Genomic DNA, 24,740 nt, shown 5'->3' with positions numbered 1-24,740 from the left:
GAGAAAGAACTTTGATTATACATATGCAGGAGAGGGCGGTTTGGCTTCTATTTATACGCGAGATGTAAAGGTAAAAAAGGTTAACTCGGGTTTGGCTAAAAACCGAAGCGGCAGCCGCGTTGTCCCAAGTCCACGGTTGACATAGATGCGTTGCTGATCGCTTTCGTATAAACCTTCTACATATGTACGGCCGTAAGGTGCTGTGAGAATCGGTCCATAGAAAGGCAGCTGCACTTGACCACCATGCGTATGCCCGGAAAGCTGCAAGTTAATAGGTGTTGTTTTCAGCTCTAATGCTGCATCAGGCTCATGGACGAGCAGCAACGTAAATAAATCTGATGATACTTCCCGTTTGATCAAATCGTAATCAGGCACGCTCATCATAAGATCATCCAGTGCAGCAATCTGAATATGTGCATGATCTTTTTCTAATAGAAACACATCATTTTTACATAATGTAAATCCACAAGCCTCCATTGTTTTCTCATAAAGCTCCACGCCAAATGGTCCGTAGTCATGATTTCCGTAGATGGCGAGTTTACCGAACGGAGCATGAAGCTTATTCAAATAAGCCTTCGCTTTTTCATGCTCTTGGGTGGATGCTTGAAAATCAACGAGATCACCTGTGAACACAATCAGATCTGGAGATGCAGCATTGATTTTCTGAACGATGGCTTCTAGGTCCTTCGCAGGAAATGTATCACTCAAATGAACGTCACTAAATTGAGCTATTTTAAACTGGTCAAATGAAGCTGGAAGCTGAGCATCTTGAATGGTCAGTGACACGGTATCGATCATGCGCGGCTCAATATACCTGGCATATCCATATCCACAACTTGTAGCCAAAAACCCTAGAATACTCGCACCAGCTGCTCCTTTTAAAAATTGTCTGCGGGAAAGCTGCTTCATATAAGACTCCTTTATAAATAAAATTAAGTATAGCATCATATTTGGATAATCTCCCATATGGTGCATCGAGGGTCAATCATGATATGATAGACAATAATGAATGAATAGTCATTCAAATGATACAGAGGGGGAGAACAAATGACGAAGCAAACAGTGATTGTCACAGGGGGATCAAGCGGTATGGGGAAGGCAATGGCTGCCCATTTGGCAGGTGAAGGCTGGAATGTCGTGATTACTGGTAGAACAGAAGAGACGCTGGAAAAGACGGCAAAAGAAATAAAGCAGAAGGGTGGATCAGTCGCTTACTTCCAAATGGATGTGAGAAACCCAGAGGATGCTGACCAAATGGTCAAGTTTGCGGTGGATACATTTGGTGATGTCGATGCCCTCATTAACAACGCAGCAGGAAATTTTTTAGTGCCAGCGGAAAAATTGTCTCCTAACGGTTGGAAGGCTGTCATTGATATTGTTTTAAATGGTACATTTTTTTGCAGCCATGCAGTGGGCAATTACTGGATTCGGCAAAAGAAAAGGGGAAGTATACTTAACATGGTGGCCACCTATGCATGGGGTGCTGGTGTAGGAGTGGCGCATTCGGCGGCAGCAAAGGCCGGCGTGTTGTCTCTCACTCGAACGCTTGCTGTTGAATGGGGAAAGCAATATCGAATTCGAGTCAATGCCATCGCACCAGGCCCAATTGAGAGAACAGGCGGTGCAGATAAACTATGGGAATCAGAAGAAGCAGCGCAAAGAACATTAGATAGCGTTCCTCTTGGCAGACTGGGCACACCTGAGGAAATTGCAGCGCTTGCGAGCTTTTTATTATCGGAGCATGCGTCTTATATAAATGGAGATTGTATTACGATGGATGGGGGACAATGGCTCAACCAATCACCATTTTGATTGACGATGTAAGACCTGCTTTTGATGTGGTATAATCACACAAAGAGAGAAGCAGGTGATGAAAATGGTCGATCCATTGGATATTTTAACGAATATTGAAGATGTTTTCCCGCACTATCAAGCAATATTCAGTGCGGAAGAGCAAAAAGTGATAGGCTATGAGATTCTAGGAAGAATGAAGCTTGAGTCAGAAACGGTCAGCCTAGGCTCGTTCTTTACGGATTCATCTATTCCTGACGAATATAAATTGGAAGTAGATCACAAAGTACTGACTCAAGCACTTGATCTCTTCACAACAGCAGATGACGATTTGCTCATTTTTATTAATCATGATGCCAATATCCTCATGCTAGATCACGGGGAAAGCTTTTTAGAACTCTTAAAGGAATATGAAGCAAGGGGCATTCAGCTTAACCGATTTGTTATTGAGTTTGCAGAGCATACGTTTAGCGGCGACATTGAACAGCTATACCATACGTTAACGTATTATCGTACATATGGGATTAAAATCGCCGTCTCAAATATAGGAAAGGAAAGCAGTAATCTGGACCGGATTGCCTTGCTTTCACCTGATTTATTAAAAATAGATTTACAGGCATTAAAGGCATCGGCTCCATCTCCTTCCTATGAATATGTCTTGTACAGCATTTCATTGCTTGCAAGAAAAATAGGAGCTGCTCTAATTTATGAGGACATTGAAGCAAATTTCCAGCTTCAGTATGCTTGGAGAAATGGCGGGAGATATTTTCAAGGGTTCTATCTTCATGAGCCTGCAGGAGAATTAATCGATCGAAGCCACCGAAAAGATCAGCTTAGAGAAGAATTCCAGCAATTTATTGCCCATGAGAAAAAGAAGCTGCAAGCTGTCTACGAACATTCTGAAACATTTTATAAACGAATTCATCAAGCTGTTACGAATTTAAAGAAATCGTGCAGCACAAATGATGAGCTCATTCAAAAACTGGCACTTGAACTAACAGATTGCAGTTTTCGGATTTATATGTGTAATGAAGAAGGCTTTCAAATCACTGGAAATGTGTTCAAAAAAGAAGAAGAATGGTTGTTTCAGCCGGAGTATATAGAAAAAAACTGGAGTTGGCGTCCTTATTTCCTAGCAAATATTCTTCAAATGAGAATTAGCGGAAAAGGATTTTTCAGCGATATTTATAGTGATTTAGAAACAGGTGAGAGGATACGTACGTTTTCTTATCCTTTAGAGGGAGATATGTATTTGTTTATAGACCTTCCGTATGCCTATTTATATGAGCAAGATGGATTGATTTGAAGACGCGGCGTGAAGACAAACCCTCGCATTCGTTGTCAGTCCTGCGTGCCAGTGCTCAGAATGTACAATTCGCTCCGCTACGGTACTTGACCTTCCTAGACTTCAAAGTTTTTCTATCACGCTGAAATATAAGCAAAAGAAATTTTAGCCTTTTGTCATCAATCTGAGCAGCCTTGTAGGCTGCTTTTTTTTGATAGAAAAAAGAAATAAAAAATGGTTGACAATGAAACTGATAATCATTATCATTTAGTTATAGAGAGAAGCTACTCTCTGTTCCCCAACCCCTCTATCAGATCAAGATCCAAAAAACTTGGCGCTACCCCCGCCAAGTTTTTTTTGTGCTTCAATCTCTCCCTTCATGCATAGGACAGCCCAAACTTTCCATACATCTTAAGTGATGATAGTTAGACGGTAGGAGGGAAACATCATGATCAAACGTGACACGCGGCTGCTCATTGATTTGCCAAGACCAGATCACCCAGATGCAAATGGTGCCGCTGCTGTGCAAGAATTACTCGGCGGAAAATTCGGTGAAATGTCCACATTAAATAATTATATGTTTCAATCCTTTAACTTTAGAGGAAAACGAAAACTCAAACCGTTTTATGACCTCGTATCCAGTATTACAGCTGAAGAATTCGGTCATGTTGAGCTTGTGACCACAGCCATCAATCTCATGATTACAGGAACCACCCATGGCGGGGACCCAGATACGACGCCGATGAAGGCAGCTGTCGATAAACGAAATACACAGCATTTTATTCAAACAGCCCAAACAGGTTATCCGTTTGATTCAATGGCAAAACCTTGGACCGGAGAGAATGTGTTCTCAAGCGGTAACCTCATTCTTGACCTCCTCCATAATTTCTTTCTTGAATGCGGAGCACGTACGCACAAAATGCGCGTATATGAAATGACGGACCATCCTACAGCAAGAGAGATGATTGGTTATTTACTTGTCAGGGGCGGCGTGCATGTTGTGGCATATGCGAAGGCACTTGAAGTCGCTACAGGAGTCGATGTAGGGAAGATGCTGCCAATCCCAAATCTCGATAACAAATACTTTGATTCAGCGAGGAAATTTGAAGATCAGAATGTTCATACAAAGCTGTATACATTTAGTGATACGGACTACAAGGATATCAATAAAATTTGGAAAGGGAGCCACCCGATTGATGGAAAGCCGCTGACAGTCATTGAGGGCACCCCGCAAGGTGCACCAGTGCCAGATTATAGAGAATTACCGGAAGAGTTTGCTCCAGGCATTTCCAAGGAGGATTTTGATGAAATTGCGAAACGGCTGATGAGATCTGCTGGTTTATAAAAATCATGGTGCATGAGATTAAAAAAAAGACTCAAACTAAAAAAACAGATTCTTTTTCTTTTTTTGAATTCAAGAGGAAAAATATCATCTGAGAACACTTTATGGTATGATGCTTTGTAGGACTTGTGTATAATCAATACGGGTTCATCTTGAGTTGTTTTTTTGAAAGGAGTCTTTTTTTAGAATGTCACAATTAATGGGTATCATTACAAGGCTGCAAAGTCTTCAAGAGACAGCAGAAGCTGCAAACGAGCCGGCACAGCGTTATTTCGAAGTGAACGGTGAGAAAATCTGTAGTGTTAAGTATTTCGAAAAGAATCAAACGTTTGAATTGACTGTTTTTCAACAAGGGGATAAGCCAAACACGTTCCCATTTGACAACATTGATATGATTTCGATTGAGATTTTTGAGCTTCTACAATCCTAAGCTGAATCGTATGAAATGTTTTTTCTGAGGATTCCTTCGTTTATTGCGGCAGCATACATGGATCATCATAGATGATATGTACAAATGGAAGATGATCAATCAGCGCATTTTTCGGATAAGAGACCATTAAAAAGGAGTTCCTTTCTGTGAGTGATTCTTTTTTCTACAATCTTTCTGAAGATCATTTAGCGTTTTCTGATGTCGTCATGAGAATGAAAGACTTTATTTTAAAAGACCCTAGATCCACCTATGTGTTATCAATTGGTACGGACTCTCAGGTCAATCAAAATGTCACAACATTTATGACTGCAATTCATCTCCACCGGATTGGCAAAGGAGCTTGGGGCTGTCTCACACAACAAGTGATCGAGAGGCCCGTGCAAAGTCTTAGAGAAAAAATTTCATTAGAGACAGCGTTTAGCCAAAAGGTATGTGCAGACATCCTTGAGGGGCCTTTAACAGAACTGATGGATTTGCTTCTTCCGTTTGCTGAGGAAGGGGCAGACCTTCGTTTTGAAGCCCATTTGGATATTGGCAAAAAAGGAAGTACGAAAGAGCTGATTCAGGAAATGACCGGAATGATCACAGCTATGGGAATTGAAGCAAAAATAAAACCCGACTCATATGCCGCATTTTGCTATGCCAATCGATACACAAAATAAATTCCGTCATTTTTCTCCAAACCTTGTCGAAACGTGCGGTTGACGATTCGATTCTAGTTCCTTATTCTAGCTGTATAGAGAGGAAGCAGACATTCAAAAGCCTGCTAATCAATATAAAAGCATATATGAAACAGGGGGCCTGATGTTGAATGAGCGTCATCGAAAATCGTTTTAATGAAGAAGAGAAAAAGCTATTATTAAACGTATTGCTGAATCAGGAATATGCTGTCGAATTACTAAGCAGTGAGATCAATGATATAGAATGTGGAACAAAAAATGTCGACGACAATACGTATAAGCAATTGATCACATTGTATGACAGAGTAAGGTTTGAGAATTAATATTGGTTTAACATTCTATTAGATACTCGGGGGCTGAGTATCTTTTTTATGCAGAAAAAATCTTTCGACAAAATTCGTTTTAGTTTATGCTTAATCGTAAAGGGGAATGTATGATTGATGATTGAGAGAAAAGGGGTCGAAGAAACATGATAGAGATAGAACCGACTCAATTGCTTGAGTCCACAGTAGCCGAGCATATGATTGATGCAGATAAAGTCGCACATGTTCAAATTGGAAATAACCTTGAGCATGCCCTATTGGTTCTAACCAAAACAGGATATACAGCCATTCCGGTATTAGACGCTTCCTATCATTTACACGGGTTAATTGGAACGAATATGATTATGGATAAAATCTTCGGTTTAGAACGTATCGAATTCGAGAAGCTCGACCAGTTGAAGGTTGAGGAGGTCATGCTGACGGATATTCCGAGACTCAAAACGACAGATCCTGTTCTAAAAGGCGTTCACGCCGTGACGAATAATGGATTTGTTTGTGTAGAAAATGAGGAGCAAGTCTTTGAAGGCATTTTTACTCGACGAGTTGTATTAAAGCGCTTAAATGAGGTCATTCATTCCGCAAAAAAATGAGCTGCAGCCCAGCTTATTTTTTTTGCCTTCATAAGTTAAAATTTATATAATGAGCATATAAAATAAGAAAAACTTATAGAGAGAAAGGGGACGCCCATGCAGCTTCAGGAGTTACATATGCTTGTTGTGCTAAGTGAAGAATTGAATATGAGGAAGGCTTCGGAACGGCTCTTTGTCTCTCAGCCTGCTTTATCTCAAAGATTGCAGACGATCGAAAAGGAATGGGGAACGAAAATCTTTTTTCGTTCACAAAAGGGGCTGACCGTGACTTCAGCAGGTGAACAGATTATCCAATTTGCAAAAGAGGTGACGGTTGAACAGGATCGAGTGAGAGAACGAATTGATGAACTTGAGGGTGACATTCACGGTACACTCAAGCTTGCGGTGGCGTCGATTATTGGACAGCACTGGCTGCCAAAGGTGTTAAAACGGTATGTCGAAAAATATCCAAATGCCAAGGTGTCACTCGTTACCGGCTGGAGCAGTGAAATGCTCAAAAGCTTGTATGAAGATCACGTGCACATAGGAATCATACGCGGAAACCCTGATTGGAAGGGGACAAAGGAATACTTGATGACAGATCATTTATATTTAGTCGATTCCGTGATCAAGGACGTAGATGAATTAATCAAGACAGAGCGGCCATTTATCCAATTTAAAAGCGACAGCACGTATTATCAGGAAATTCAGCACTGGTGGCACCAAAAGTTTAAAGTGTCTCCAAAGCAGACAATTTTAGTAGACCAAATTGAAACATGTAAACAAATGGCCTACCACGGCATCGGCTACGCCATTTTGCCTTCTGTTACCTTATATGACCACGAAAAAAGTGTTTATAAAACACCGCTTGTTGATGTGAACGGAGAGCAAATCGGCCGTGACACATGGCTGCTAGGCTATGAAGCGTCTTTTCAGTTAAAACAGGTACAAGCATTTGTTGGTGTGGTTAAAGAAATGCTTGAAAATGATGCCGTGTAAGTACCTTCTTGGAATAGAGAGGTACTTTTTTTTATGAAATCATTTGACAATGAAAATCATTATCATTTAAAGTGTACATATAATAATTGAAAATGATTATCATTTAGATGAGGTGACCGATAGATGAAAGCAATAATTGCATTTGCGAGTATGTCTGGAAATACGGAAGATATGGCAGCGATCTTAAAGCAAACACTTGAAGGAAATGGGATAGATACAAAGTTGATGGAATTTGATGATACGAACGCAGAGGATCTTTCCACATACGATTACGTATTCATTGGTTCTTATACATGGGGTGATGGAGATTTACCTTATGAAGCGGAGGATTTTTATGAAGAGGTCTCTACTCTTGAACTTAGTCACATAAAAGCAGCTGTCTTTGGATCGGGTGATTACAGCTATCCGAAGTTTTGCGAGGCTGTCCATACATTCCATGACATGCTGAAATCAACGGGTGCATCTGTTTTTCCTGAAACATTAAAAATGGAACTTGCACCGGATACAGATGAAGATGTGGCGTGCTGTCAGGAATTTGCATCGAGCTTTTTAACGTGGGCCTCTTTGTCTGAGAAACGAGTTGAAAATCATGTTTCATAAAGGAGCAACGGCCGTTGCAGCATCTAAAAGTGGTGGATACTTTGTCGCTGTAAAACGTGAAGGTATTTTTCACTATAGTGTGGAGAGTGGATGGCAGCAGCTGTTTAAGCTCAAGCATAAAATTCATGCGATCAGCTATATTGGCCCTTATTTATTCGGTGTTGGTGAAAATGGCACAGTGATTAGATCAGGAGATGAAGGCAATACATGGGCGTTATCTTCATTTCCAACAAATGCAGTCGTCTGGTCTATTACAGGACGCAAAGATGGGTTTGTATGTGCGCATGGAAAACATAGTATCTATGTGTCAAATGATTTCGGAATTTCCTGGGAAATTATGAAGCCATTTGCTCATGTGAATCATCCGCCGGTCATTCGTTCTTTATGTGCTGCAGGTGACCATCTTTATATTGGAACACAGATTCATGAGGTTCACGGGGGAATATGGGTATATGACTTGCAGAGTGAACAGATTTTTCTTCTAAACAGAGAGGAGCAGCGAATGACAGCTTCTATGCTGCTCTGTCATGAACATCTTCTTGTTTGTGCATTAGGTTCAAAAAAAGGTAAAAAAGGATCTGTTCAAATTTTAGATTTACATACAAATATTCTTCATGATATTCAATCACAGGCTTTTGCTAGAGAAGAATCATTTTTGGATGTATCGGAGGATAATGGCATTGTGTATGTGACTACCTCACAAGACGAACACGGATTTTCTAAAGTGTATCAGCTTGATATTGAGCAAAAAGAGCTCAAATGGTTTGATACGATCAAAGGACACGGTTTTCGTGTAGCCAATCAAAACGAAAACTTTTTCTGTGCGGGTTTATATGAAAGTAAGTTTGTCAGGCCATATGAGGAGCCTGCATTGATTCATTGATAAGGAGGAAGAAAAAGTGACAGAGAAGGTTTTATTAGTGTATGCCACGATGTCTGGAAATACAGAAGCGATGGCAGATTTAATTGAAAAAGGTATAACGGAAGCAGGAGCAAGCGTAGACAGGCATGAAGCGATGGATATTGATGCCGAGCTGCTCAATGATTACTCGCACATTATGTTAGGAGCTTATACATGGGGAGATGGCGATCTTCCGGATGATTTTATTGATTTATATGAAGAAATGGAAGAACTTGATTTAACGGGAAAAGTATTTGCAGTATTCGGTTCAGGCGATACATCTTACGAACATTTTTGCGGAGCTGTTGACCTAATCGAAGAAAAAGTGAAGGAGCTTGGCGGTGACATTGTCCTGCCATCAGTTAAGATTGAGCTGAATCCAGAAGGAGAGGAAGAAGACGAATTAATTTCTTTTGGCAGACAATTTGTTCAGCTTCACCAGCAAGAAGCGGGATAATCGGTCCCGCTTGTTTTATTTTCCATTGCGGAGATGACTCTTTCACTTGTCATTAAAACACTCCTTTGGTACAGTAATGAAGTATAAATTAAGAGGAGGACATACATACATGAAACAAATGGACGCTAATGAAATTATTTCATTTATTCAAAATAGTACAAAATCAACACCTGTCAAAGTCTATATTAAAGGTGACTTAGAAGGTATTGAGTTTGGTGAACATGCAAAAACATTCATCACAGGAAACACTGGAGTTGTTTTCGGTGAGTGGAGTGAAATTCAAGAAGCGCTAGCATCAAACAAAGACAAAATTGAAGATGTTGTTGTGGAAAATGACCGCCGCAACTCTGCAATTCCGATGTTAGATTTGAAAAACATTAAAGCCCGTATTGAGCCAGGGGCAATCATCCGTGACCAAGTTGAAATCGGTGATAATGCAGTCATTATGATGGGAGCTTCTATTAATATCGGTTCTGTGATCGGCGAAGGTACGATGATTGACATGAACGTGGTGCTTGGCGGCCGTGCGACAGTAGGTAAGAACTGTCATATCGGTGCTGGATCTGTTCTTGCAGGTGTCATTGAGCCGCCGTCTGCTAAACCAGTTGTTGTAGAAGATGACGTTGTCATCGGTGCGAACGCTGTTGTTCTAGAAGGCGTGACAATTGGTAAAGGAGCAGTAGTAGCTGCTGGTGCGATCGTTGTGAACGATGTAGAGCCTTACACAGTTGTAGCAGGTACACCTGCTAAGAAAATCAAAGACATCGATGAAAAAACAAAAGGTAAGACTGAAATCAAACAAGAACTGCGTCAGCTTTAATTCATATAATTCGCAGCTGAAGACAAAGACGTGGATGAGATATCCACGTCTTATTCGTATAGAAGAAAGGAAGCGAGTTCACTTGTTAAATCGTGAGCAATTAATATCCATTCGAAGAGATTTACACCAAATCCCTGAGCTTGGTTTCCAAGAATTTAAAACACAAGCGTATCTCATTCAGCATTTGGACACCTATTCAAAAGATCGAGTTGAGATTGAAACGTGGCGTACAGGCCTTTTTGTAAAAGTGAAAGGGACAAATCCAACGCGCGTATTTGCTTATCGTGCAGATATGGACGGACTGTCTATACCCGAGGAAACAGGATATCCATTTGAATCTGTGCATGAAGGGAAGATGCATGCTTGTGGACATGACCTTCATATGACCATTGCACTTGGTATCATCGATCATTTCGTTCATGAACCGATCAAAGAAGACATATTATTTATCTTCCAGCCGGCAGAAGAAGGTCCAGGCGGTGCCGAACCAATGCTTACAAGTGATGTTCTCAAAAAATGGACGCCAGACTTTATTACAGCGCTGCATATCGCACCTGAATATCCTGTTGGAACAATTGCTACAAAGCCGGGTTTGTTATTTGCCAATACGAGTGAGCTTGTGATTGAGCTTGAAGGAAAAGGCGGACACGCTGCATATCCTCATTTAGCAAATGATATGGTTGTTGCTGCAAGTGCTCTTGTAGGTCAGCTGCAATCGGTTATTTCGCGTAATGTTGATCCCCTTGATAGTGCGGTCATTACAGTGGGCACGATTACCGGCGGAACGGCTCAAAATATTATTGCGCAGCATGCAAAGCTTGACGGTACCATTCGCACACTTTCGCCAGAGTCTATGGACAAGGTGAGAAAGCGAATTGAAGCATTGGCAAAAGGAATAGAAATTGGCTACGAATGCAAGGCAACCGTTCAATACCCTTCGTCTTATTACGAAGTGGACAATTCAAAGGATTTGACAGAGGAATTTATGTCATATGTAGCTGAAGAAGGACTTGCGAATGTAATTGAATGCAGAGAAGCCATGACAGGAGAAGATTTTGGCTACATGCTGAAAAAATATCCCGGCTTTATGTTTTGGCTAGGGGTCGATTCAGAATACGGCCTGCACCATGCAAAGCTCCAGCCTGATGAAAACGCGATTGAAACAGCTGTGAATGTCATGACGGCTTATTTTAAAAAGCAAGCTGGTGAATGAATAATCGAGCTGCCTCCTGTACACCTTATGAACAGGAGGTGTTCTTGATTATGACAAGAATTGGTGTAGAACAATCTTTATCCGATGTAGAAGAACTATTGAAGCAAAAAGGGTATGATGTCGTACGGATTCAAAATGAACAGCAAATGGACCAGTGTGACTGTTATGTAGTCACAGGACTAGATTCAAATGTTCTTGGCATTTCAGACACAACAACAAAGGCATCTGTTATTACAGCATCAGGTATGACGGCTGATGAAATTTGCCAAGAAGTCGAACAGCGTGTTCAATAACAAGAAAAAGAACCGGTAGATTATGCTCCCGGTTCTTTTTGATCTTTTTCCAAATCGAGTACTTCTTTCATTTTTTTGCGCAAGATTCGTTCTACCCGCCATTGCTCCATTGTTTCGGTTTTCGCTATGATGCGCAGCACAAGGGAAGAAGAACCGAACGCCTCCACGCCGACAACCTGAGGACCTTCGATAATTTGAGGAGTTTCCTCCCGCACCTCATCACAGGCAGCTTGAAGGGCTGCGATCATCTGATCCACATTTTTATCTGGAGACAGCTCAATATCAACGAGTGCCTGCATCGTCCCTCTTGAATGATTGCTCACATTCAGTATGCTGCGATTTGGAATGAAATGAAGAGTGCCATCAAAGCTTCGAAGCTGCGTGGTTCTTAGTCCAATTTGTTCGACAATCCCATCAAAGCCAGCGACTGTTATATATTCTCCTACATCAAATTGTTTTTCCAGTAATATAAAGAATCCAGTCACAATATCACTCACTAACCCTTGAGCGCCAAAACCGATCGCAAGTCCTACAACGCCTGCACCTGCCAGCAAAGCAGTTGGGTTATAATGAAATAAGTCGAGGATCATCACAACTAGAATAAAAATCAATAAGTAGGCGAAAATATTTAACGTTAGACTTTGCAGTGTCTGAGCTCTTGATAAAGAGACTTCATGCTTTTCAGCGAATGTGGAATAGGCTCGCTTAATCATTTTGCTTCCAATGGCTCTGATGATAAAGTAAATGGCAAAAATGGCGAGTAGTTTTAGCAGAATCATACTGCTATTGAGGATAATGGAAACCCAATCTACTTGTTGAAATGCTCTCATAATCTTCAAAACCTTTCTATATGTATGCTCTAAAAGAGAAGCTAATCATTTGTTCCCTTATGCAAGTCATGTTAAACTTTTGATAGGTGAAGCAGGAAATTGTGACAAATCGTTAATTAAATTTATTATTAATTAATATTGACTAAAAATCGCATAAGTATTATAATTGTAATTGTGAAGTTATTAACTAAATGAGAATTTTAAGATTTGATTCTCATTTTATATACAGCTAAGAAGCCTGTATAAAGATATTATTTTTTGGAGGGATTTACATATGGCAGAGCGTTTTGTAGGAAAACAAGCTCCACGTTTTGAAATGGAAGCAGTACTTGCTAACAAGGAATTTGGTAAAGTGAGTTTAGAGGAAAACATGAAGAATGACAAATGGACAGTTCTTTTCTTCTATCCAATGGATTTCACATTTGTTTGCCCAACTGAAATTACAGCAATGAGCGATCGTTATGACGAATTCGAAGATTTAGATGCAGAAATCATTGGTGTATCTACTGATACAATCCACACACATCTTGCTTGGATCAATACAGACCGTAAAGACAATGGTCTAGGTGAATTAAAATACCCGTTAGCTGCTGATACTAACCACACAGTATCTAGAGAATACGGCGTTTTAATTGAAGAAGAAGGAATTGCTCTTCGCGGTTTATTCATCATTAACCCAGAAGGCGAACTTCAATACCAAACAGTATTCCACAACAATATCGGTCGTGATGTAGATGAGACATTACGTGTTCTTCAAGCATTACAAACTGGTGGACTTTGCCCAGCGAACTGGAAACCTGGTCAAAAAACACTTTAATTGATAACTGAAGAAACAGGAGGGTCTAACTGATGTTAGACCTTTTTGTTTCGACACATACAATGGATGGAGGCGCTTCATAATGAAATTACGTCAACCAATGCCAGAACTAACTGGTGCAAAAGAATGGTTAAATGGAGAAGTAACAAAAGAAGATTTGATTGGTGACAAACCAACATTAATTCATTTCTGGTCAGTCAGCTGTCATCTTTGTAAAGAGGCAATGCCTCAAGTCAATCAATTCCGTGATGAATACAAGGATCAACTAAACGTTGTGGCAGTTCATATGCCTCGTTCAGAGGATGACCTAGATCTAGAAAAAATCAAAGAAGTTGCGAAAGAGCATGAAATCACGCAGCCAATCTTTGTGGACAGTGATCATCACTTAACAGAAGCCTTTGAAAATGAATATGTACCGGCATATTATGTATTTGATAAAACAGGTGCTTTGCGTCACTTTCAAGCTGGCGGAAGCGGAATGAAAATGCTTGAAAAACGTGTGAATCGAGTGCTTTCTGAGTCTGAAAAGGCTGCAGAATAGGCTTTCCCCCATAAATGGGGGTTTTTTCATGGGCAAAAACAGGCGGCATATTGCACTGGACGAGCTTGTATATAGGTGTTATTCCTAAGAAAAGAGAAAATGAGGGAGTTTATTAAAAAATATCCCTGAAACAAAAAGGTATAACGACCTATTTACATTTTTGTTTTGAAATGAAAATGTAAAGATTTTAACTTTTTACTATTCAGAACGTTTTTGCACAAAAGAAATTTCAGTTAGGTAAATAACTATATAAATCAAGTAGTATAAGCGTTTATTCAATTTTTTTACAATATTTTAAGGTTTGTCAAAAGCCTATAGTGGCAATGAAATGGGTGCCGATTTTTCTTCTTTGGCAAAATTTTAGTTGAAAATACCTATCTGTTAGCAAACTGTAAAATGATAAAAAAATAGTTGATAAAATTAGTTTTCTAATCTAATATTTACTATAGAATATTTTTATATGATGAGGGGGAAATCCATTGTTTAATGAGAGGGAAGCGTTACGTTTACGATTGGAACAATTAAACGAGGCAGAAGTAAAGGTCATCCGTGAATATCAAATTGAGCGCGATGCGATTTATGCAAAATTAAGAGAATTAGACCGTCAAGGAACAGGTCTAGTGTCAGATACAAAAAAAGAAGTACGTACAGAAAGAAAGACAGATTCACTGCCTGTATTAGCTGAGCTTGCTGCGCAAGAAATGAGAAGCTATCAGCAGCCGGCACAACCACAATCATCATCTTTAGCAACAGGACAGCTAAACGGTGCACCTGTAGGTATTCCTGAAGGATCGACAAGACGCAGAAGAGGCACAGCTCGTCCTGGCTCAAAGGCAGCGAAGCTACGTGAAGCTGCGATTAAAACGTTAAAACGTCATAATGCAGCGATTAAAAGCTCAGAGCTTCAAAAAGAGATCGAAAAAGAGAGCGGTCTTGAAATCCCAAATATGACAACGTTTATGCAAAGCTTAATTAAAATGTATCCTGAAGTGAAGAAGCCTTATCGCGGACAGTATATTTTAGAAGGCGACATTCAAACAGAAGACGAATAAATAAAAAAACTGCTGGGCGTCAAGCCAGCAGTTTTTTATTTCATTACTTCTTTTGATCAACTGTATAGACAATTTTGCGTTCCTTAGGCAGGTGATCACGTTGTTTTTTAAAGCCGTCGATTTTGACTGTCATGACTTCTCCATTACGCTGCACAGCATCGACTTGTTCCTGAAGTGTTTGAACTTGTTCGTTGAGTTTCTTCAAAATCGGTTCGATTTCTTCTGTCGTTTGCAGGATGCGGTCTCGTGAGAATGGCTGTGAATTTGTTTGTGCTGACTGGTCAATATCAGCAAAATGAGATGCGATCCATTCCTCGCTTTCTGCTAACTGCTTTTGATAGCTCGTGAGCGTTTCATAAAAAATCGCTTCTTTTGCTTTTTCAATTTGCAGTAATTTCTCCTGCGTTTCATAAAAACGCTCTTGAAGGTGTCTGACGCCTTCCTGTAATACATGGAGCTCTGCGTTTTTATCGCCCAAAGTTTGCTGCAGCTTTTCAATCACAGCGGATAAAGTATTTCCTTTTCTCTCCTCTTTTGCAAGTCGTTTATCTTGATCTTCTATCCGTTCATTTAATTGTTGCGAGATTTCCTTATATTTGACAACTTTCAAATGCAGCTTGTGTTTTTCTTCGGTTTCTTTTCTTCTATGATAGGTTTCCTTTTGCAGCATCTCATGGAGAAGGACCATTTTATGTAACAATTCTGATTTGCTGTAGGAGAGATCCTGTATTTTTGAGGCAGCATCATGTTGATCATTGGTCATTTCATCCAATTGTTGTTTTAATTGCGTGAAATCCTTTTTCATCTCATGATATTCTTGAGTTAACTTCTTATTTTTAGAATACGTATATGAGGACTGTAAATCAGAGATCATTTGTTGATATTTCGCAGTTTCAGCTTTTAAGTATAAATTCTCTTGAGATAAATCATGGAATAGGGGAGAAGCATGGCGCCTGTTCATCGATAGACCCTCCTTATTCATGTTACCAATAAAGTATGCGAAAGGAGTGCGATTAGAACAACCATATCAAAGGAGGATGAGAGGATGCACGTAGTGAATGTGATTTTAGCTGGAGGAGCTTCCAGACGTTTTGGAGAGCCAAAGGCAAGCCATATGTTTCAAGGGAAACCATTATATGAGCATGTGAAAGAGCAGCTTTTAGACAGGCAGACTGTCATCATCAGTCATCCATCGCTTCTTCCTTTTTTCAAAGCAAGAGGTGAACAAAGTGTTTGGTTAGATGATGAAGAGGTGCGCGGATGCGGACCGCTTGCCGGCATATATACAGCGATGCAAAAGCAAGAAGCAGATTGGTATTTAGTGACGGCATGTGACATGCCTTTCATACGGAAGGAAACGGCGAAAGTATTATCATCCTATTGCAGTGAGCGCGCAGATGCCATTATCCCGCTTGTTCAGGGCAGATTACAGCCTTTATTTGCACTTTATCACCGCCGCTCTCTGCCGTTTATTCGCGCGTGTTTAAAAGAGAATCAATTAGCCATTAAAGATTTGCTTCAAAAGCTTCAGGTGCGTATCGTTTCAGAGGAAGAGCTGAACGTGACATCAAATGAATTTCGTAATATCAATAAAAGAAGCGATTTACCTGAAAACGGTATGATATGATACATAAAAAACGGTGAGGAGAGAACAGCATTGAATGATCGATATTCAAGACAAATTTTGTTCCCTCCGGTTGGGGAAAAAGGACAGCATGCGCTGGCTGAAAGTCATGTTCTGATCGTTGGAGCCGGCGCACTTGGTACCGCTTCTGCGGAAGGGCTTGTCCGGTCTGGCATCGGTACGTTGACGATTGTCGATCGTGATTATGTGGAATTTTCAAATTTACAGCGGCAGCAGCTGTACACGGAACAAGATGCAAAGGCACATGTACCAAAAGCAGTTGCCGCAAAAAAACGTCTCGAGCAGATTAATCATGAAGTGACCATACACGCCCTGATTGAAGATGCAGGGGCGGAGCTGTTAAGACCGTTATTCCAGAGAGCAGATATCGTCATTGATGCAACAGATAATTTTGAGACAAGAATGGTGATGAATGATTTATCACTAGAAACGAAGACGCCGTGGATATATGGCGCTTGTGTGAGCAGTCAGGGGATGTATATGACCATATTGCCGGATAAAACGCCATGTTTATCATGTGTGTTCACGGCAATGCCTGTTGGCGGCTTGACGTGCGATACAGCGGGGATTATTTCACCTGCCGTTCAAATGGTTTCTGCTTATCAGCAAACAGAGGCACTCAAATATTTAACTGGTCATGAAGAGCAAATCGAGCGGAGGTTTGTCACGTTTGATCTTTGGCAGTCTACATCCTTTAAAATGGATTTATCTCGCACTAAAGAGAAGACCTGTCCAACTTGCGGCACGGCAAGAACCTATCCTTATTTACATGATCAGCGTAAAAAATCGACGGTCCTTTGCGGACGTGACACTGTTCAAATTGTTTCAAAGGATTTAGCAAAACTCTCATTTCAGCATATAAAAGAGCGTCTCTCATCTATATGTGAGGTGGAAGTAAACGACTTCTTAATCCATGTACGCTACGAAAATTACCGAATGGTCTGTTTCAAAGGGGGACGTGCATTAATCCATGGAACAAATGATGAAAAAGAAGCCAATTCATTACTAGCAAGACTGCTAGGGATATAGGAGTGAAGTGTGATGGAAAGACGGCAGCCAATATCAGTAGAAGAGGCCATAAAGAAAGTTCACCAATACGAAAAACATGGAGAAATAGAATGGGTCCCTTTAAAGGATAGCCTTGGAAGGTTTATTGCAGAAGATATTTTGGCAGACCATGATGTTCCGGCATTTGATCGTTCTCCGTATGATGGCTTTGCACTTCGGGCAGAAGACACAAAAGAAGCGTCAAGTGCGCACCCAGTTGAATTCGAGGTCATTGATCATATTGGTGCAGGAATGGTCTCAGCAAAAACCATCGGTCCCTTTCAGGCCATCCGTATTATGACAGGAGCAAAAATTCCAAATGGCGCAAATGTCGTCATCATGATTGAGCTGACGAAGACTTTCGAAAAAGAAGGCAAATCATTCATGTCACTGAAAAGACCGCTGAAAAAGGGAGACAATATTTCTCGTCAAGGAGAAGAGGTACTCAAAGGAAACGTGATGGTCAAAAAAGGAACAGGTGTCACTCCTGGCGTCACGGCTCTATTGGCGACATTCGGATATGCGGTAGTGTCAGTTGTCAAAAAAACGGTGATTGGAATTATCTCAACGGGCACAGAGCTTCTTCAAGTAAGTGATGCCGTGGTGGACGGCAAGATTAGAAATAGTAATCTTAGTATGGTCTATGCGCAAGTACTTGAGGCCGGAGCTGAACCGCTAGATTTAGGCGGAGTCTCCGATGATTTTGACAAAAGTTATCATGCAGTAAAAGCAGCCATAAGCAAGGTAGACATTCTGATCACAACAGGCGGTGTGTCAGTGGGTGATTTTGACTTTCTGCCTGCCATTTATGAAAAGCTGGGAGCCAAGGTACTGTTTAATAAAGTAGCCATGAGACCTGGAAGTGTGACGACTGTGGCGGCAATGCCGAATGGTCAATTGCTGTTTGGGCTGTCCGGAAACCCTGCTGCCTGTTTTGTAGGCTTTGAATTATTTGTCAAACCGATCATTTATAAATGGTATATGAAAGAAAATCCGTTTCCCGTTTTTGCTGAGGCGAAACTTACACATGATTTTCCAAAAGCCAATCCGTTTACTCGTTTTGTCAGGGGGGCCCTTCAATTCACTGGCAGTCAGATGAGTGTGACTCCGACAGGTCTTGATAAATCAAGTGCAGTGACCTCAATTGCAGAAGCTAACTGTTTCATCATGCTGCCTGGGGGAACAAGAGGTTTTCAAGCAGGTGATCAAGTTGATGTTCTGCTGTTTCAGCACAAAGGCGGTGGGTCTCCATGCTGGATGACAAATTAAGCATATTACAGGTAGTTGGTTATCAAAATAGCGGCAAGACTACGTTGATCGAAAAGCTCTGTCAGCTGGCTGAACGTGAAGGGCTGAAGCTAGGCTGCTTTAAACACCATGGACATGGCGGGACACCAGATCGTCTTTTCAAAGAAAAAGATACTGATCGATATATTCAGGCAGGTGCCTATGCCGCAGGTGTGGAAGGAGAAGGTGAGTTTCACTTTTCGATGCAGGACTTCACGTTAGAGCAGCTGCTCAACATGTGTCAGCATCTTCCGTTAGACGCTGTGCTCATAGAGGGGTACAAACAGGCGCCTTATCGCAAAATCGTTTGTGTAAAGAATGAAGAGGAGCTTATTGACCTTTCCACTCTTTCCAATATACAAGCAGCTATTTATTTTTCTCAAGAGGATCAATTAACCGAAAATTACCCGTTTCCTGTGTTTTCAGCTTTTGATAAGCGCGGGATGACATTTGCTTTTCACTTATTGAAGGGAGGCGGCACGTTTTGAGCGAACTTTTTAAAATAACAAAAACGCCGATTGAGGTAAACGAATTGATTCAGCATGTGACAAGACGAAAGGCAGGGGCGATTACGACGTTTATCGGGACGGTCAGAGAATGGACAAACGGCAAGAAAACATTGCGTTTAACCTACGAAGCATACATACCAATGGCGGAAAGCATGCTAAGGCAGATTGGACAAGAAATCAAGAATCGATGGTCTGACACTGAAGCAGCAATTGTGCACCGGATTGGAACACTTGAGATAACGGATATTGCTGTTGCGATCGCCGTTTCGTCTCCTCATAGGAAGGCTGCCTACGAAGCCAATGAATATGCCATTGAACGAATCAAGGAGATCGTTCCCATTTGGAAAAAAGAATATTGGGAAGACGGAGAGGCCTGGATAGGTGATCAGCTTGAAACGGTTTCATATCCAGAAGGTAAACCTAGCAAACTTCAACTTGCAGAGAAAGAAGGTGATCAGCATGATTAATGTATTATTGTTCGCCGGCCTTGCTGAGAAGGCCGGTAAACAACAAATCATCATTCAAAAAGATCAAACAACGGTTGATGAGATTAAAATAGAATTACAGGAGGTATATGGTGTTGATGCTGCACAAAACGTAATGGTTGCAGTCAACGAAATATATACGAGGGAAAATGCTGAAGTGCGTAGCGGGGACACTGTTGCACTCATTCCTCCTGTAAGTGGTGGATAATAGATATTAGAGGATTTGGTTATGGCCACCCGGCTGTAACCAATTTTTTATGTGTGAAAAGTTTGTAGAGGTACTTGGGTGTGATCTTCGTAAATAAAACATCCCCTTCTTGCTTTAGAAATGTGAGGATCGAGCTGCTGAATGAGATCATACAATTCGCTGATTCGTCTCACATTGAAATCTGTTTGGGCTTGAAGCTGTTCCTTTAATTCTTTTGTGCTCACAATGCTTCCCTTTTTCTCTTTGATAATATCTACACATCTTGCAGCGTAGTATATTTTGTCATTAGAAGGTCTGCTTTCTTTCATATCAAGTAATTTGAGCTCATGATAAATCGATTCTCTTTCCTTTCGAAAGTATTGCCATGCTTCTTGTTCCTTTTCATACAGTAAAATCAATTGCATTTTCAATTTTTCTCTTAACATTCACTTGACTCCATTTCCACTATCATTTAACCTACCTCTATTTTACATTATATGAAAAAATAACTTTTGATCAAGTAAAATCCCTTTCTTTTTAATTTTTTAATATGAAAGTATTGATACTAAAGACTTATTTGTTCTATAAAAGAAACCAATCATAGTCCTATAAAGCCGAGATTTGTCGAAATTACTAGGATTATTTTAACAAAAAATTGTTGTGTCTATCTAAGTCCATGCGAATCCAAAAGAAAAGGATATTTATTCCGAAAGACATATTGTTTACTTAATAAAATGTTTTTAAGTCAGTAAAAGCACGATTCTTGATATGAATATGGTCGGATCATAGGGGCATTTGAAGTGTTTCATTCGTGAAAATAGAATAATAGATAAAAATTTTTCTCATTGAAAATAAGAAAATTAAATGATTGATCACTTTTTGGCAATCTTTTGATAAAATAGAAAGAAAAAGAGCGTCATTGTGCGTTTGCATACTTGCTTGACATAGAGAGGATGACATTTGATGAATGAAAACATGCAAAAACCCACGATCATTGGAGTGAGTACAAGACCATCAGAGCACCTGAAAAGAGTGTGGGAAAATCCAGTTGTTTGGTGGCCTTTATCTTGTGTGCTTATTTTAACAGTCGTTGTGACTTATTTGTCTGAGCTCGTAAATAAGGGAATGTGGGCAGATTTAAGTTTGCCGGTACCTGTTGTTTATGTGGTGACGCTCATTGGTCTGGTATTTGGAATTGTCATCAATGCGGCTATATATAAATTCATTGTATTTTTAGCGAAAGGTGATGCATCATTTCGGCAGCTGTTTTCAGCGGTTCTGTTCATTACACCCGTTACGATCATTGGGACGATTATTTCTCATTTGGCAGTCATCCTTTTTCATGTTCCAAAAGACATCACGATTACCTCGTTAAATGCGCTCATTCGAATTTCTGGTCCATGGCAGGCGGTGTTAGCCAATATCGATCTATTTGTGATCTGGAATCTTGTTTTAACAGGCTTTTTATTCATCCAAGTTGGACGTATATCTCCGAGAATTTCTTGGGTGATTATAGGCGTTTTTTATATCTTATCGTTAATTTTCCAATATGTAGGAACGGCAATTAACATATCAGTAAGCTGGGGGTAGAAGGTTTTTATGAGAAAGAAAATCATCATCGGATCAATTTTAATTATTGTGATTGGACTATTTATTGGATTTAATATTGCGAAAAACCAAGCAAAGCCTGCTTCTACAGCAGCGATTGAAACAGTCAAACTCACACCAAAAGAAATCACATCTACCGTGATGACACCCGGGACACTTTCATTCTCTGAAGAGCAGTTCATCTATGAAGAAGAGGAAAAGGGGAAATTGAAGGGAATTGCTGTGAAAGAAGGGGAAAAGGTAAAGGCTGGAACGCCGCTTCTTACATATGAAAATAAGGAACTGGAGCTTGAGGAGCAGCAGCAAGCACTAGCCGCTGAATCAAGTACATTAAAACTGGAACAATTGCAAAATAGGCTGATTGAATTAGATGAGAAAAAAGCAGGAGCTAATGACAATAGCGAGCGAGATCAGCTTCAATTAGAACTGAAAGCGGCTGAATTAGAACAAAAGCAAGCAGAGATCAGCCATGAAAAAGTAAAGGCTCAAATAGAAGATTTAACCGTACATAGTAAAATTGATGGAACAGTGATTTCCATTGAGCAAGAGGCCGGGGCAGGCAAGCCGGAAGAAAGGCAGCCAATCATCCATATTGGTCATGAGAAAAAAATGATCGTGCGGGGTTTGATCTCAGAGTATGATGCCATAAAAATCAAAAAGAAACAAAAAGTGAAGGTAACGTCTGATGTCATTCGCGGGAAGAGCTGGCAAGGAGTCGTGAAAAAAGTAGGCGCTGTTCCTGTCCAGACAGCAGCCGAAACAACTTCGAGCGACCAAACGGTTCAATATCCTGTTGTAGTAGAAATAAAGGGAAAGAAACCTGAGGCGAAGCCTGGTTTTAAAATGATCATGGAAATTGAAACAGATAAGCGCCAAGCGCAAACGATTCCTGAAACAGCGGTAAAAAAAGAGACTGATGGACAATACGTTTATGTTGTTGAAAAAAATGAACTGAAAAAAGTAAAAGTGGTCATAGGGGAAACGTCAGGTCATGATCTTGAAGTGACAAAAGGTGTCAAGGCAGAGGATCAAATCATTGCTCATCCAACAGATGACATGTATGACGGAATGGAAGTGAATGCTGAATGATTCAGCTTTCCAACGTGACAAAAAGCTATGAGGTCGCACACGAAACATTTGATGTATTAAGTGACATGAATCTTGTCATTGAAAAAGGCGAGTATATGTCCATTATGGGCCCGTCCGGCTCTGGAAAGTCAACGTTAATGAATATTATTGGCTGTTTAGACCGCCCAACGACAGGACAATATCATTTTCAAGGTACAGAGCTGTCAGCAGCAAAGGATCAAGAGCTTGCAGTCATTCGAAATCAATCTATTGGGTTTGTTTTTCAGCAATTTCACCTGCTGCCAAGGTTAAATGCGAGGCGTAATGTGGAGCTGCCGATGATTTACGCTGGGATCAGTCAAAAGGAAAGAAAAGAACGTGCGGAATTGGCACTTGAAAAGGTTGGTTTGGCAGATCGAATGAAACATATGCCAAGTGAGTTGTCAGGAGGACAAAAGCAAAGGGTGGCAATTGCACGAGCGATTGTCAATAAGCCTCAGCTGATTTTAGCAGATGAACCGACTGGTGCTCTCGACTCAAAAACAAGCATCTCAATTATGGAACAGTTTACACAGCTGAATGAGGAAGGGACAACGATTGTGCTTGTCACCCATGAAGAAGAAATAGCTGCGTATACAAATCGGACTGTCGTTTTGAGAGATGGACGGCTTGTTGAAGATAGATGGATACAAGGGGACGCTATGAATGAAACTCTTTGAAAATATCAAAATAGCGCTGAATTCGGTTTTAGCTCATAAATTACGTTCTATTTTAACGATGCTTGGGATTATTATTGGTGTTGGATCAGTCATTGCAGTCGTGGCGATCGGTCAAGGCGGTGAGCAAATGTTAAAAGGATCGATTTCAGGTCCAAACAATACCATTGATATGACATATACGCCTTCTGACGAAGAATTAAATGCAAATCCAAATGCCTTATTCGAAGCCGCATTTACTGAGGAAGACATAAAAAGCATTAGAACAATCGATGGGGTGAAGCAGGTCGCCTCCTCGACTGCACAAGGAATGCAGCTGAGATTTCAAGATACGACAGTTGATGCGACAGTTAACGGTATAAATGAAGGGTATACGAATGTACATTCATTACAAATCGCAGAAGGACAGAATTTAAGAGATATTGACTTTAGAAGCGGCAGAAGAGCTGCTCTCATCTCAGATGGCTTACAAAAAGAACTATTCAACGGACAAAAGGCATTAGGCGAACTGATTTGGATGAACGGACAGCCAGTTGAAGTCATTGGTGTGTTAGCAAAACAGAAAGGGATGTTTTCATTTGATATGAACGAAATATATGTCCCTTTTGCAATGCTCACCTCCACATTTGGTATGAATGAATATGATAAGTTGTCTATTCAAGTAGCACATGCTGATCAAATGAAGGAAGTAGGAAAGAGCGCGGCTGCCCTATTAAATGAAAATCATCATACAGAAGATGCTTACGAAATGATCAATATGGAAGAAATCGCAGAAGGTATCGGGCAAATAACGTCCGTCATGACAACGATCATTGGCTCAATAGCTGGTATCTCTTTACTTGTCGGCGGCATCGGTGTGATGAATATTATGCTCGTTTCTGTGACAGAGAGGACGAGAGAAATCGGTATTCGAAAGGCGATGGGAGCAACAAGGGCTCAAATTCTCGTTCAGTTTTTAATTGAGTCTGTTGTTTTAACACTCATAGGCGGGTTGATGGGGATTGCACTTGGCTTAGGCGGTGCTTCGTTAGTATCAATATTTGCCGGCTGGCCGTCTCTTGTATCTTGGCAAGTAGTATGTGGAGGCGTACTGTTTAGTATGCTCATTGGTATTGTTTTTGGGTTAATTCCAGCGAATAAAGCAGCGAGACTAGACCCTATTGAATCGCTCAGGTATGAATAATTCAGAGAAGTAAAAAGCATACAAACGGTTTACATTCGCCTTCATTACCCATCAAAAGCTTT

The 24,740-nt window shown here is 40.6% G+C and carries 31 protein-coding genes; 27 read left to right on the top strand and 4 right to left on the bottom strand.

Translation table 11 applies throughout. The features are described from left to right. Positions 1 to 51: 51 nt before the first annotated feature. On the bottom strand, positions 52 to 909 hold the full coding sequence (locus V6Z54_RS00645) for a metallophosphoesterase (RefSeq protein WP_041084996.1): 858 nt from the start codon (positions 907 to 909) through the stop codon (positions 52 to 54). 138 nt (positions 910 to 1,047) lie between these two features. Between V6Z54_RS00645 and fadH the strand changes: the two genes are divergently transcribed. From fadH to V6Z54_RS00575, 14 genes are all read left to right on the top strand, one after another. Beyond that, positions 1,048 to 1,812: a 2,4-dienoyl-CoA reductase gene (gene fadH / locus V6Z54_RS00640; RefSeq protein WP_269103689.1), complete on the top strand. Its 765-nt coding sequence runs from the start codon at positions 1,048 to 1,050 to the stop codon at positions 1,810 to 1,812. A 64-nt stretch (positions 1,813 to 1,876) separates the two neighbouring features. Further along, positions 1,877 to 3,097 (top strand): EAL-associated domain-containing protein, encoded by a 1,221-nt coding sequence (locus V6Z54_RS00635; RefSeq protein WP_269103687.1) that lies wholly within the window; start codon positions 1,877 to 1,879, stop codon positions 3,095 to 3,097. A gap of 427 nt (positions 3,098 to 3,524) precedes the next feature. After that, positions 3,525 to 4,421: a manganese catalase family protein gene (locus V6Z54_RS00630; RefSeq protein WP_041084994.1), complete on the top strand. Its 897-nt coding sequence runs from the start codon at positions 3,525 to 3,527 to the stop codon at positions 4,419 to 4,421. Positions 4,422 to 4,605: 184 nt separating this feature from the next. Next, positions 4,606 to 4,848 (top strand): DUF1797 family protein, encoded by a 243-nt coding sequence (locus V6Z54_RS00625; protein ID WP_003212254.1) that lies wholly within the window; start codon positions 4,606 to 4,608, stop codon positions 4,846 to 4,848. A gap of 146 nt (positions 4,849 to 4,994) precedes the next feature. Continuing rightward, the gene (locus V6Z54_RS00620; protein ID WP_041084993.1) at positions 4,995 to 5,510 is read left to right on the top strand and encodes a ribonuclease H-like YkuK family protein; all 516 of its coding nucleotides are present in this window, start codon (positions 4,995 to 4,997) and stop codon (positions 5,508 to 5,510) included. Positions 5,511 to 5,659: 149 nt separating this feature from the next. Further along, the gene (abbA, locus tag V6Z54_RS00615; RefSeq protein WP_003210802.1) at positions 5,660 to 5,851 is read left to right on the top strand and encodes an antirepressor AbbA; all 192 of its coding nucleotides are present in this window, start codon (positions 5,660 to 5,662) and stop codon (positions 5,849 to 5,851) included. Positions 5,852 to 5,997: 146 nt separating this feature from the next. Continuing rightward, complete coding sequence (gene cbpB, locus V6Z54_RS00610; protein WP_034281593.1) at positions 5,998 to 6,441, top strand: cyclic-di-AMP-binding protein CbpB; 444 nt, start codon at positions 5,998 to 6,000, stop codon at positions 6,439 to 6,441. Between the two features lie 96 nt (positions 6,442 to 6,537). Beyond that, positions 6,538 to 7,419 (top strand): LysR family transcriptional regulator, encoded by an 882-nt coding sequence (locus tag V6Z54_RS00605; protein ID WP_024424721.1) that lies wholly within the window; start codon positions 6,538 to 6,540, stop codon positions 7,417 to 7,419. 123 nt (positions 7,420 to 7,542) lie between these two features. Next, positions 7,543 to 8,019, top strand: coding sequence for a flavodoxin (locus V6Z54_RS00600; protein ID WP_075611338.1), 477 nt, complete (start codon positions 7,543 to 7,545; stop codon positions 8,017 to 8,019). Next, positions 8,009 to 8,902, top strand: a complete 894-nt coding sequence (locus V6Z54_RS00595; RefSeq protein WP_041084991.1) for a hypothetical protein — start codon at positions 8,009 to 8,011, stop codon at positions 8,900 to 8,902. The genes V6Z54_RS00600 and V6Z54_RS00595 overlap by 11 nt, the downstream gene beginning before the upstream one ends. 49 nt (positions 8,903 to 8,951) lie before the next feature. After that, a complete protein-coding gene (locus tag V6Z54_RS00590; RefSeq protein ID WP_041085219.1) occupies positions 8,952 to 9,377 on the top strand; it encodes a flavodoxin in 426 nt (141 codons plus the stop codon). A 109-nt stretch (positions 9,378 to 9,486) separates the two neighbouring features. After that, positions 9,487 to 10,197, top strand: a complete 711-nt coding sequence (dapD, locus tag V6Z54_RS00585; RefSeq protein ID WP_008347987.1) for a 2,3,4,5-tetrahydropyridine-2,6-dicarboxylate N-acetyltransferase — start codon at positions 9,487 to 9,489, stop codon at positions 10,195 to 10,197. 34 nt (positions 10,198 to 10,231) lie between these two features. After that, on the top strand, positions 10,232 to 11,410 hold the full coding sequence (locus V6Z54_RS00580; protein ID WP_269103669.1) for an N-acetyldiaminopimelate deacetylase: 1,179 nt from the start codon (positions 10,232 to 10,234) through the stop codon (positions 11,408 to 11,410). 50 nt (positions 11,411 to 11,460) lie between these two features. Beyond that, positions 11,461 to 11,703 carry a YkuS family protein gene (locus tag V6Z54_RS00575; protein ID WP_024424725.1) on the top strand — a complete coding sequence of 81 codons (243 nt, stop codon included), beginning with the start codon at positions 11,461 to 11,463 and terminating at the stop codon, positions 11,701 to 11,703. A 20-nt stretch (positions 11,704 to 11,723) separates the two neighbouring features. On the opposite strand, the gene V6Z54_RS00570 is transcribed toward V6Z54_RS00575, so the two are convergent. Continuing rightward, a complete protein-coding gene (locus V6Z54_RS00570; protein ID WP_338527595.1) occupies positions 11,724 to 12,533 on the bottom strand; it encodes a mechanosensitive ion channel family protein in 810 nt (269 codons plus the stop codon). Positions 12,534 to 12,807: 274 nt separating this feature from the next. On the opposite strand from V6Z54_RS00570, the gene ahpA reads away from it, so the two are divergent. The 3 genes from ahpA to rok all read left to right on the top strand — a co-directional run bounded on the left by ahpA (position 12,808) and on the right by rok (position 14,943). Then, positions 12,808 to 13,350: a biofilm-specific peroxidase AhpA gene (ahpA, locus tag V6Z54_RS00565; RefSeq protein ID WP_003211758.1), complete on the top strand. Its 543-nt coding sequence runs from the start codon at positions 12,808 to 12,810 to the stop codon at positions 13,348 to 13,350. Positions 13,351 to 13,432: 82 nt separating this feature from the next. Next, positions 13,433 to 13,891 carry a TlpA disulfide reductase family protein gene (locus V6Z54_RS00560; RefSeq protein ID WP_024424727.1) on the top strand — a complete coding sequence of 153 codons (459 nt, stop codon included), beginning with the start codon at positions 13,433 to 13,435 and terminating at the stop codon, positions 13,889 to 13,891. A gap of 479 nt (positions 13,892 to 14,370) precedes the next feature. Next, a complete protein-coding gene (rok, locus tag V6Z54_RS00555) occupies positions 14,371 to 14,943 on the top strand; it encodes a transcriptional regulator Rok (protein ID WP_075611339.1) in 573 nt (190 codons plus the stop codon). A gap of 43 nt (positions 14,944 to 14,986) precedes the next feature. Here the strand turns inward: rok and V6Z54_RS00550 are convergent, their stop codons facing one another. Then, on the bottom strand, positions 14,987 to 15,904 hold the full coding sequence (locus V6Z54_RS00550) for a sigmaE regulated sporulation protein (protein WP_338527594.1): 918 nt from the start codon (positions 15,902 to 15,904) through the stop codon (positions 14,987 to 14,989). A gap of 84 nt (positions 15,905 to 15,988) precedes the next feature. Here V6Z54_RS00550 and V6Z54_RS00545 point away from each other — a divergent pair, with 84 nt between their 5' ends. The 6 genes from V6Z54_RS00545 to moaD are packed head-to-tail and all read left to right on the top strand — an operon-like array spanning position 15,989 to position 20,124. Continuing rightward, positions 15,989 to 16,570: a molybdenum cofactor guanylyltransferase gene (locus V6Z54_RS00545; protein WP_041084987.1), complete on the top strand. Its 582-nt coding sequence runs from the start codon at positions 15,989 to 15,991 to the stop codon at positions 16,568 to 16,570. A gap of 30 nt (positions 16,571 to 16,600) precedes the next feature. Next, the gene (locus V6Z54_RS00540; RefSeq protein WP_338527593.1) at positions 16,601 to 17,617 is read left to right on the top strand and encodes a thiazole biosynthesis adenylyltransferase ThiF; all 1,017 of its coding nucleotides are present in this window, start codon (positions 16,601 to 16,603) and stop codon (positions 17,615 to 17,617) included. Between the two features lie 9 nt (positions 17,618 to 17,626). After that, positions 17,627 to 18,904: a gephyrin-like molybdotransferase Glp gene (gene glp / locus V6Z54_RS00535; RefSeq protein ID WP_338527592.1), complete on the top strand. Its 1,278-nt coding sequence runs from the start codon at positions 17,627 to 17,629 to the stop codon at positions 18,902 to 18,904. Then, positions 18,886 to 19,410: a molybdopterin-guanine dinucleotide biosynthesis protein B gene (mobB, locus tag V6Z54_RS00530; protein WP_269103661.1), complete on the top strand. Its 525-nt coding sequence runs from the start codon at positions 18,886 to 18,888 to the stop codon at positions 19,408 to 19,410. Before glp ends, mobB begins: the two co-directional genes overlap by 19 nt. Continuing rightward, positions 19,407 to 19,898, top strand: coding sequence for a molybdenum cofactor biosynthesis protein MoaE (locus tag V6Z54_RS00525; protein WP_269103660.1), 492 nt, complete (start codon positions 19,407 to 19,409; stop codon positions 19,896 to 19,898). Before mobB ends, V6Z54_RS00525 begins: the two co-directional genes overlap by 4 nt. Next, positions 19,891 to 20,124, top strand: coding sequence for a molybdopterin converting factor subunit 1 (moaD, locus tag V6Z54_RS00520; RefSeq protein ID WP_039178180.1), 234 nt, complete (start codon positions 19,891 to 19,893; stop codon positions 20,122 to 20,124). The genes V6Z54_RS00525 and moaD overlap by 8 nt, the downstream gene beginning before the upstream one ends. A gap of 47 nt (positions 20,125 to 20,171) precedes the next feature. Here the strand turns inward: moaD and V6Z54_RS00515 are convergent, their stop codons facing one another. Further along, complete coding sequence (locus tag V6Z54_RS00515) at positions 20,172 to 20,549, bottom strand: hypothetical protein (RefSeq protein WP_034281609.1); 378 nt, start codon at positions 20,547 to 20,549, stop codon at positions 20,172 to 20,174. A 517-nt stretch (positions 20,550 to 21,066) separates the two neighbouring features. Here V6Z54_RS00515 and V6Z54_RS00510 point away from each other — a divergent pair. Genes V6Z54_RS00510 through V6Z54_RS00495 form a run of 4 tightly spaced genes read left to right on the top strand, consistent with a single transcriptional unit; the run spans position 21,067 to position 24,678 of the window. Beyond that, on the top strand, positions 21,067 to 21,693 hold the full coding sequence (locus V6Z54_RS00510; RefSeq protein ID WP_041084981.1) for a YIP1 family protein: 627 nt from the start codon (positions 21,067 to 21,069) through the stop codon (positions 21,691 to 21,693). A gap of 9 nt (positions 21,694 to 21,702) precedes the next feature. Next, positions 21,703 to 22,800: an efflux RND transporter periplasmic adaptor subunit gene (locus V6Z54_RS00505; RefSeq protein WP_269103656.1), complete on the top strand. Its 1,098-nt coding sequence runs from the start codon at positions 21,703 to 21,705 to the stop codon at positions 22,798 to 22,800. Continuing rightward, positions 22,797 to 23,498 (top strand): ABC transporter ATP-binding protein, encoded by a 702-nt coding sequence (locus V6Z54_RS00500; RefSeq protein WP_041084979.1) that lies wholly within the window; start codon positions 22,797 to 22,799, stop codon positions 23,496 to 23,498. Before V6Z54_RS00505 ends, V6Z54_RS00500 begins: the two co-directional genes overlap by 4 nt. After that, positions 23,485 to 24,678, top strand: a complete 1,194-nt coding sequence (locus V6Z54_RS00495; RefSeq protein WP_338527591.1) for an ABC transporter permease — start codon at positions 23,485 to 23,487, stop codon at positions 24,676 to 24,678. The genes V6Z54_RS00500 and V6Z54_RS00495 overlap by 14 nt, the downstream gene beginning before the upstream one ends. Positions 24,679 to 24,740 lie beyond the last annotated feature (62 nt).

This window comes from Bacillus sp. MAG717A, assembly GCF_036884855.1.
Lineage (GTDB): Bacteria > Bacillota > Bacilli > Bacillales > Bacillaceae > Bacillus > Bacillus safensis.
Note: the sequence above shows the minus strand (reverse complement) of the source record. Positions and strands in the feature narration are given on the sequence as shown.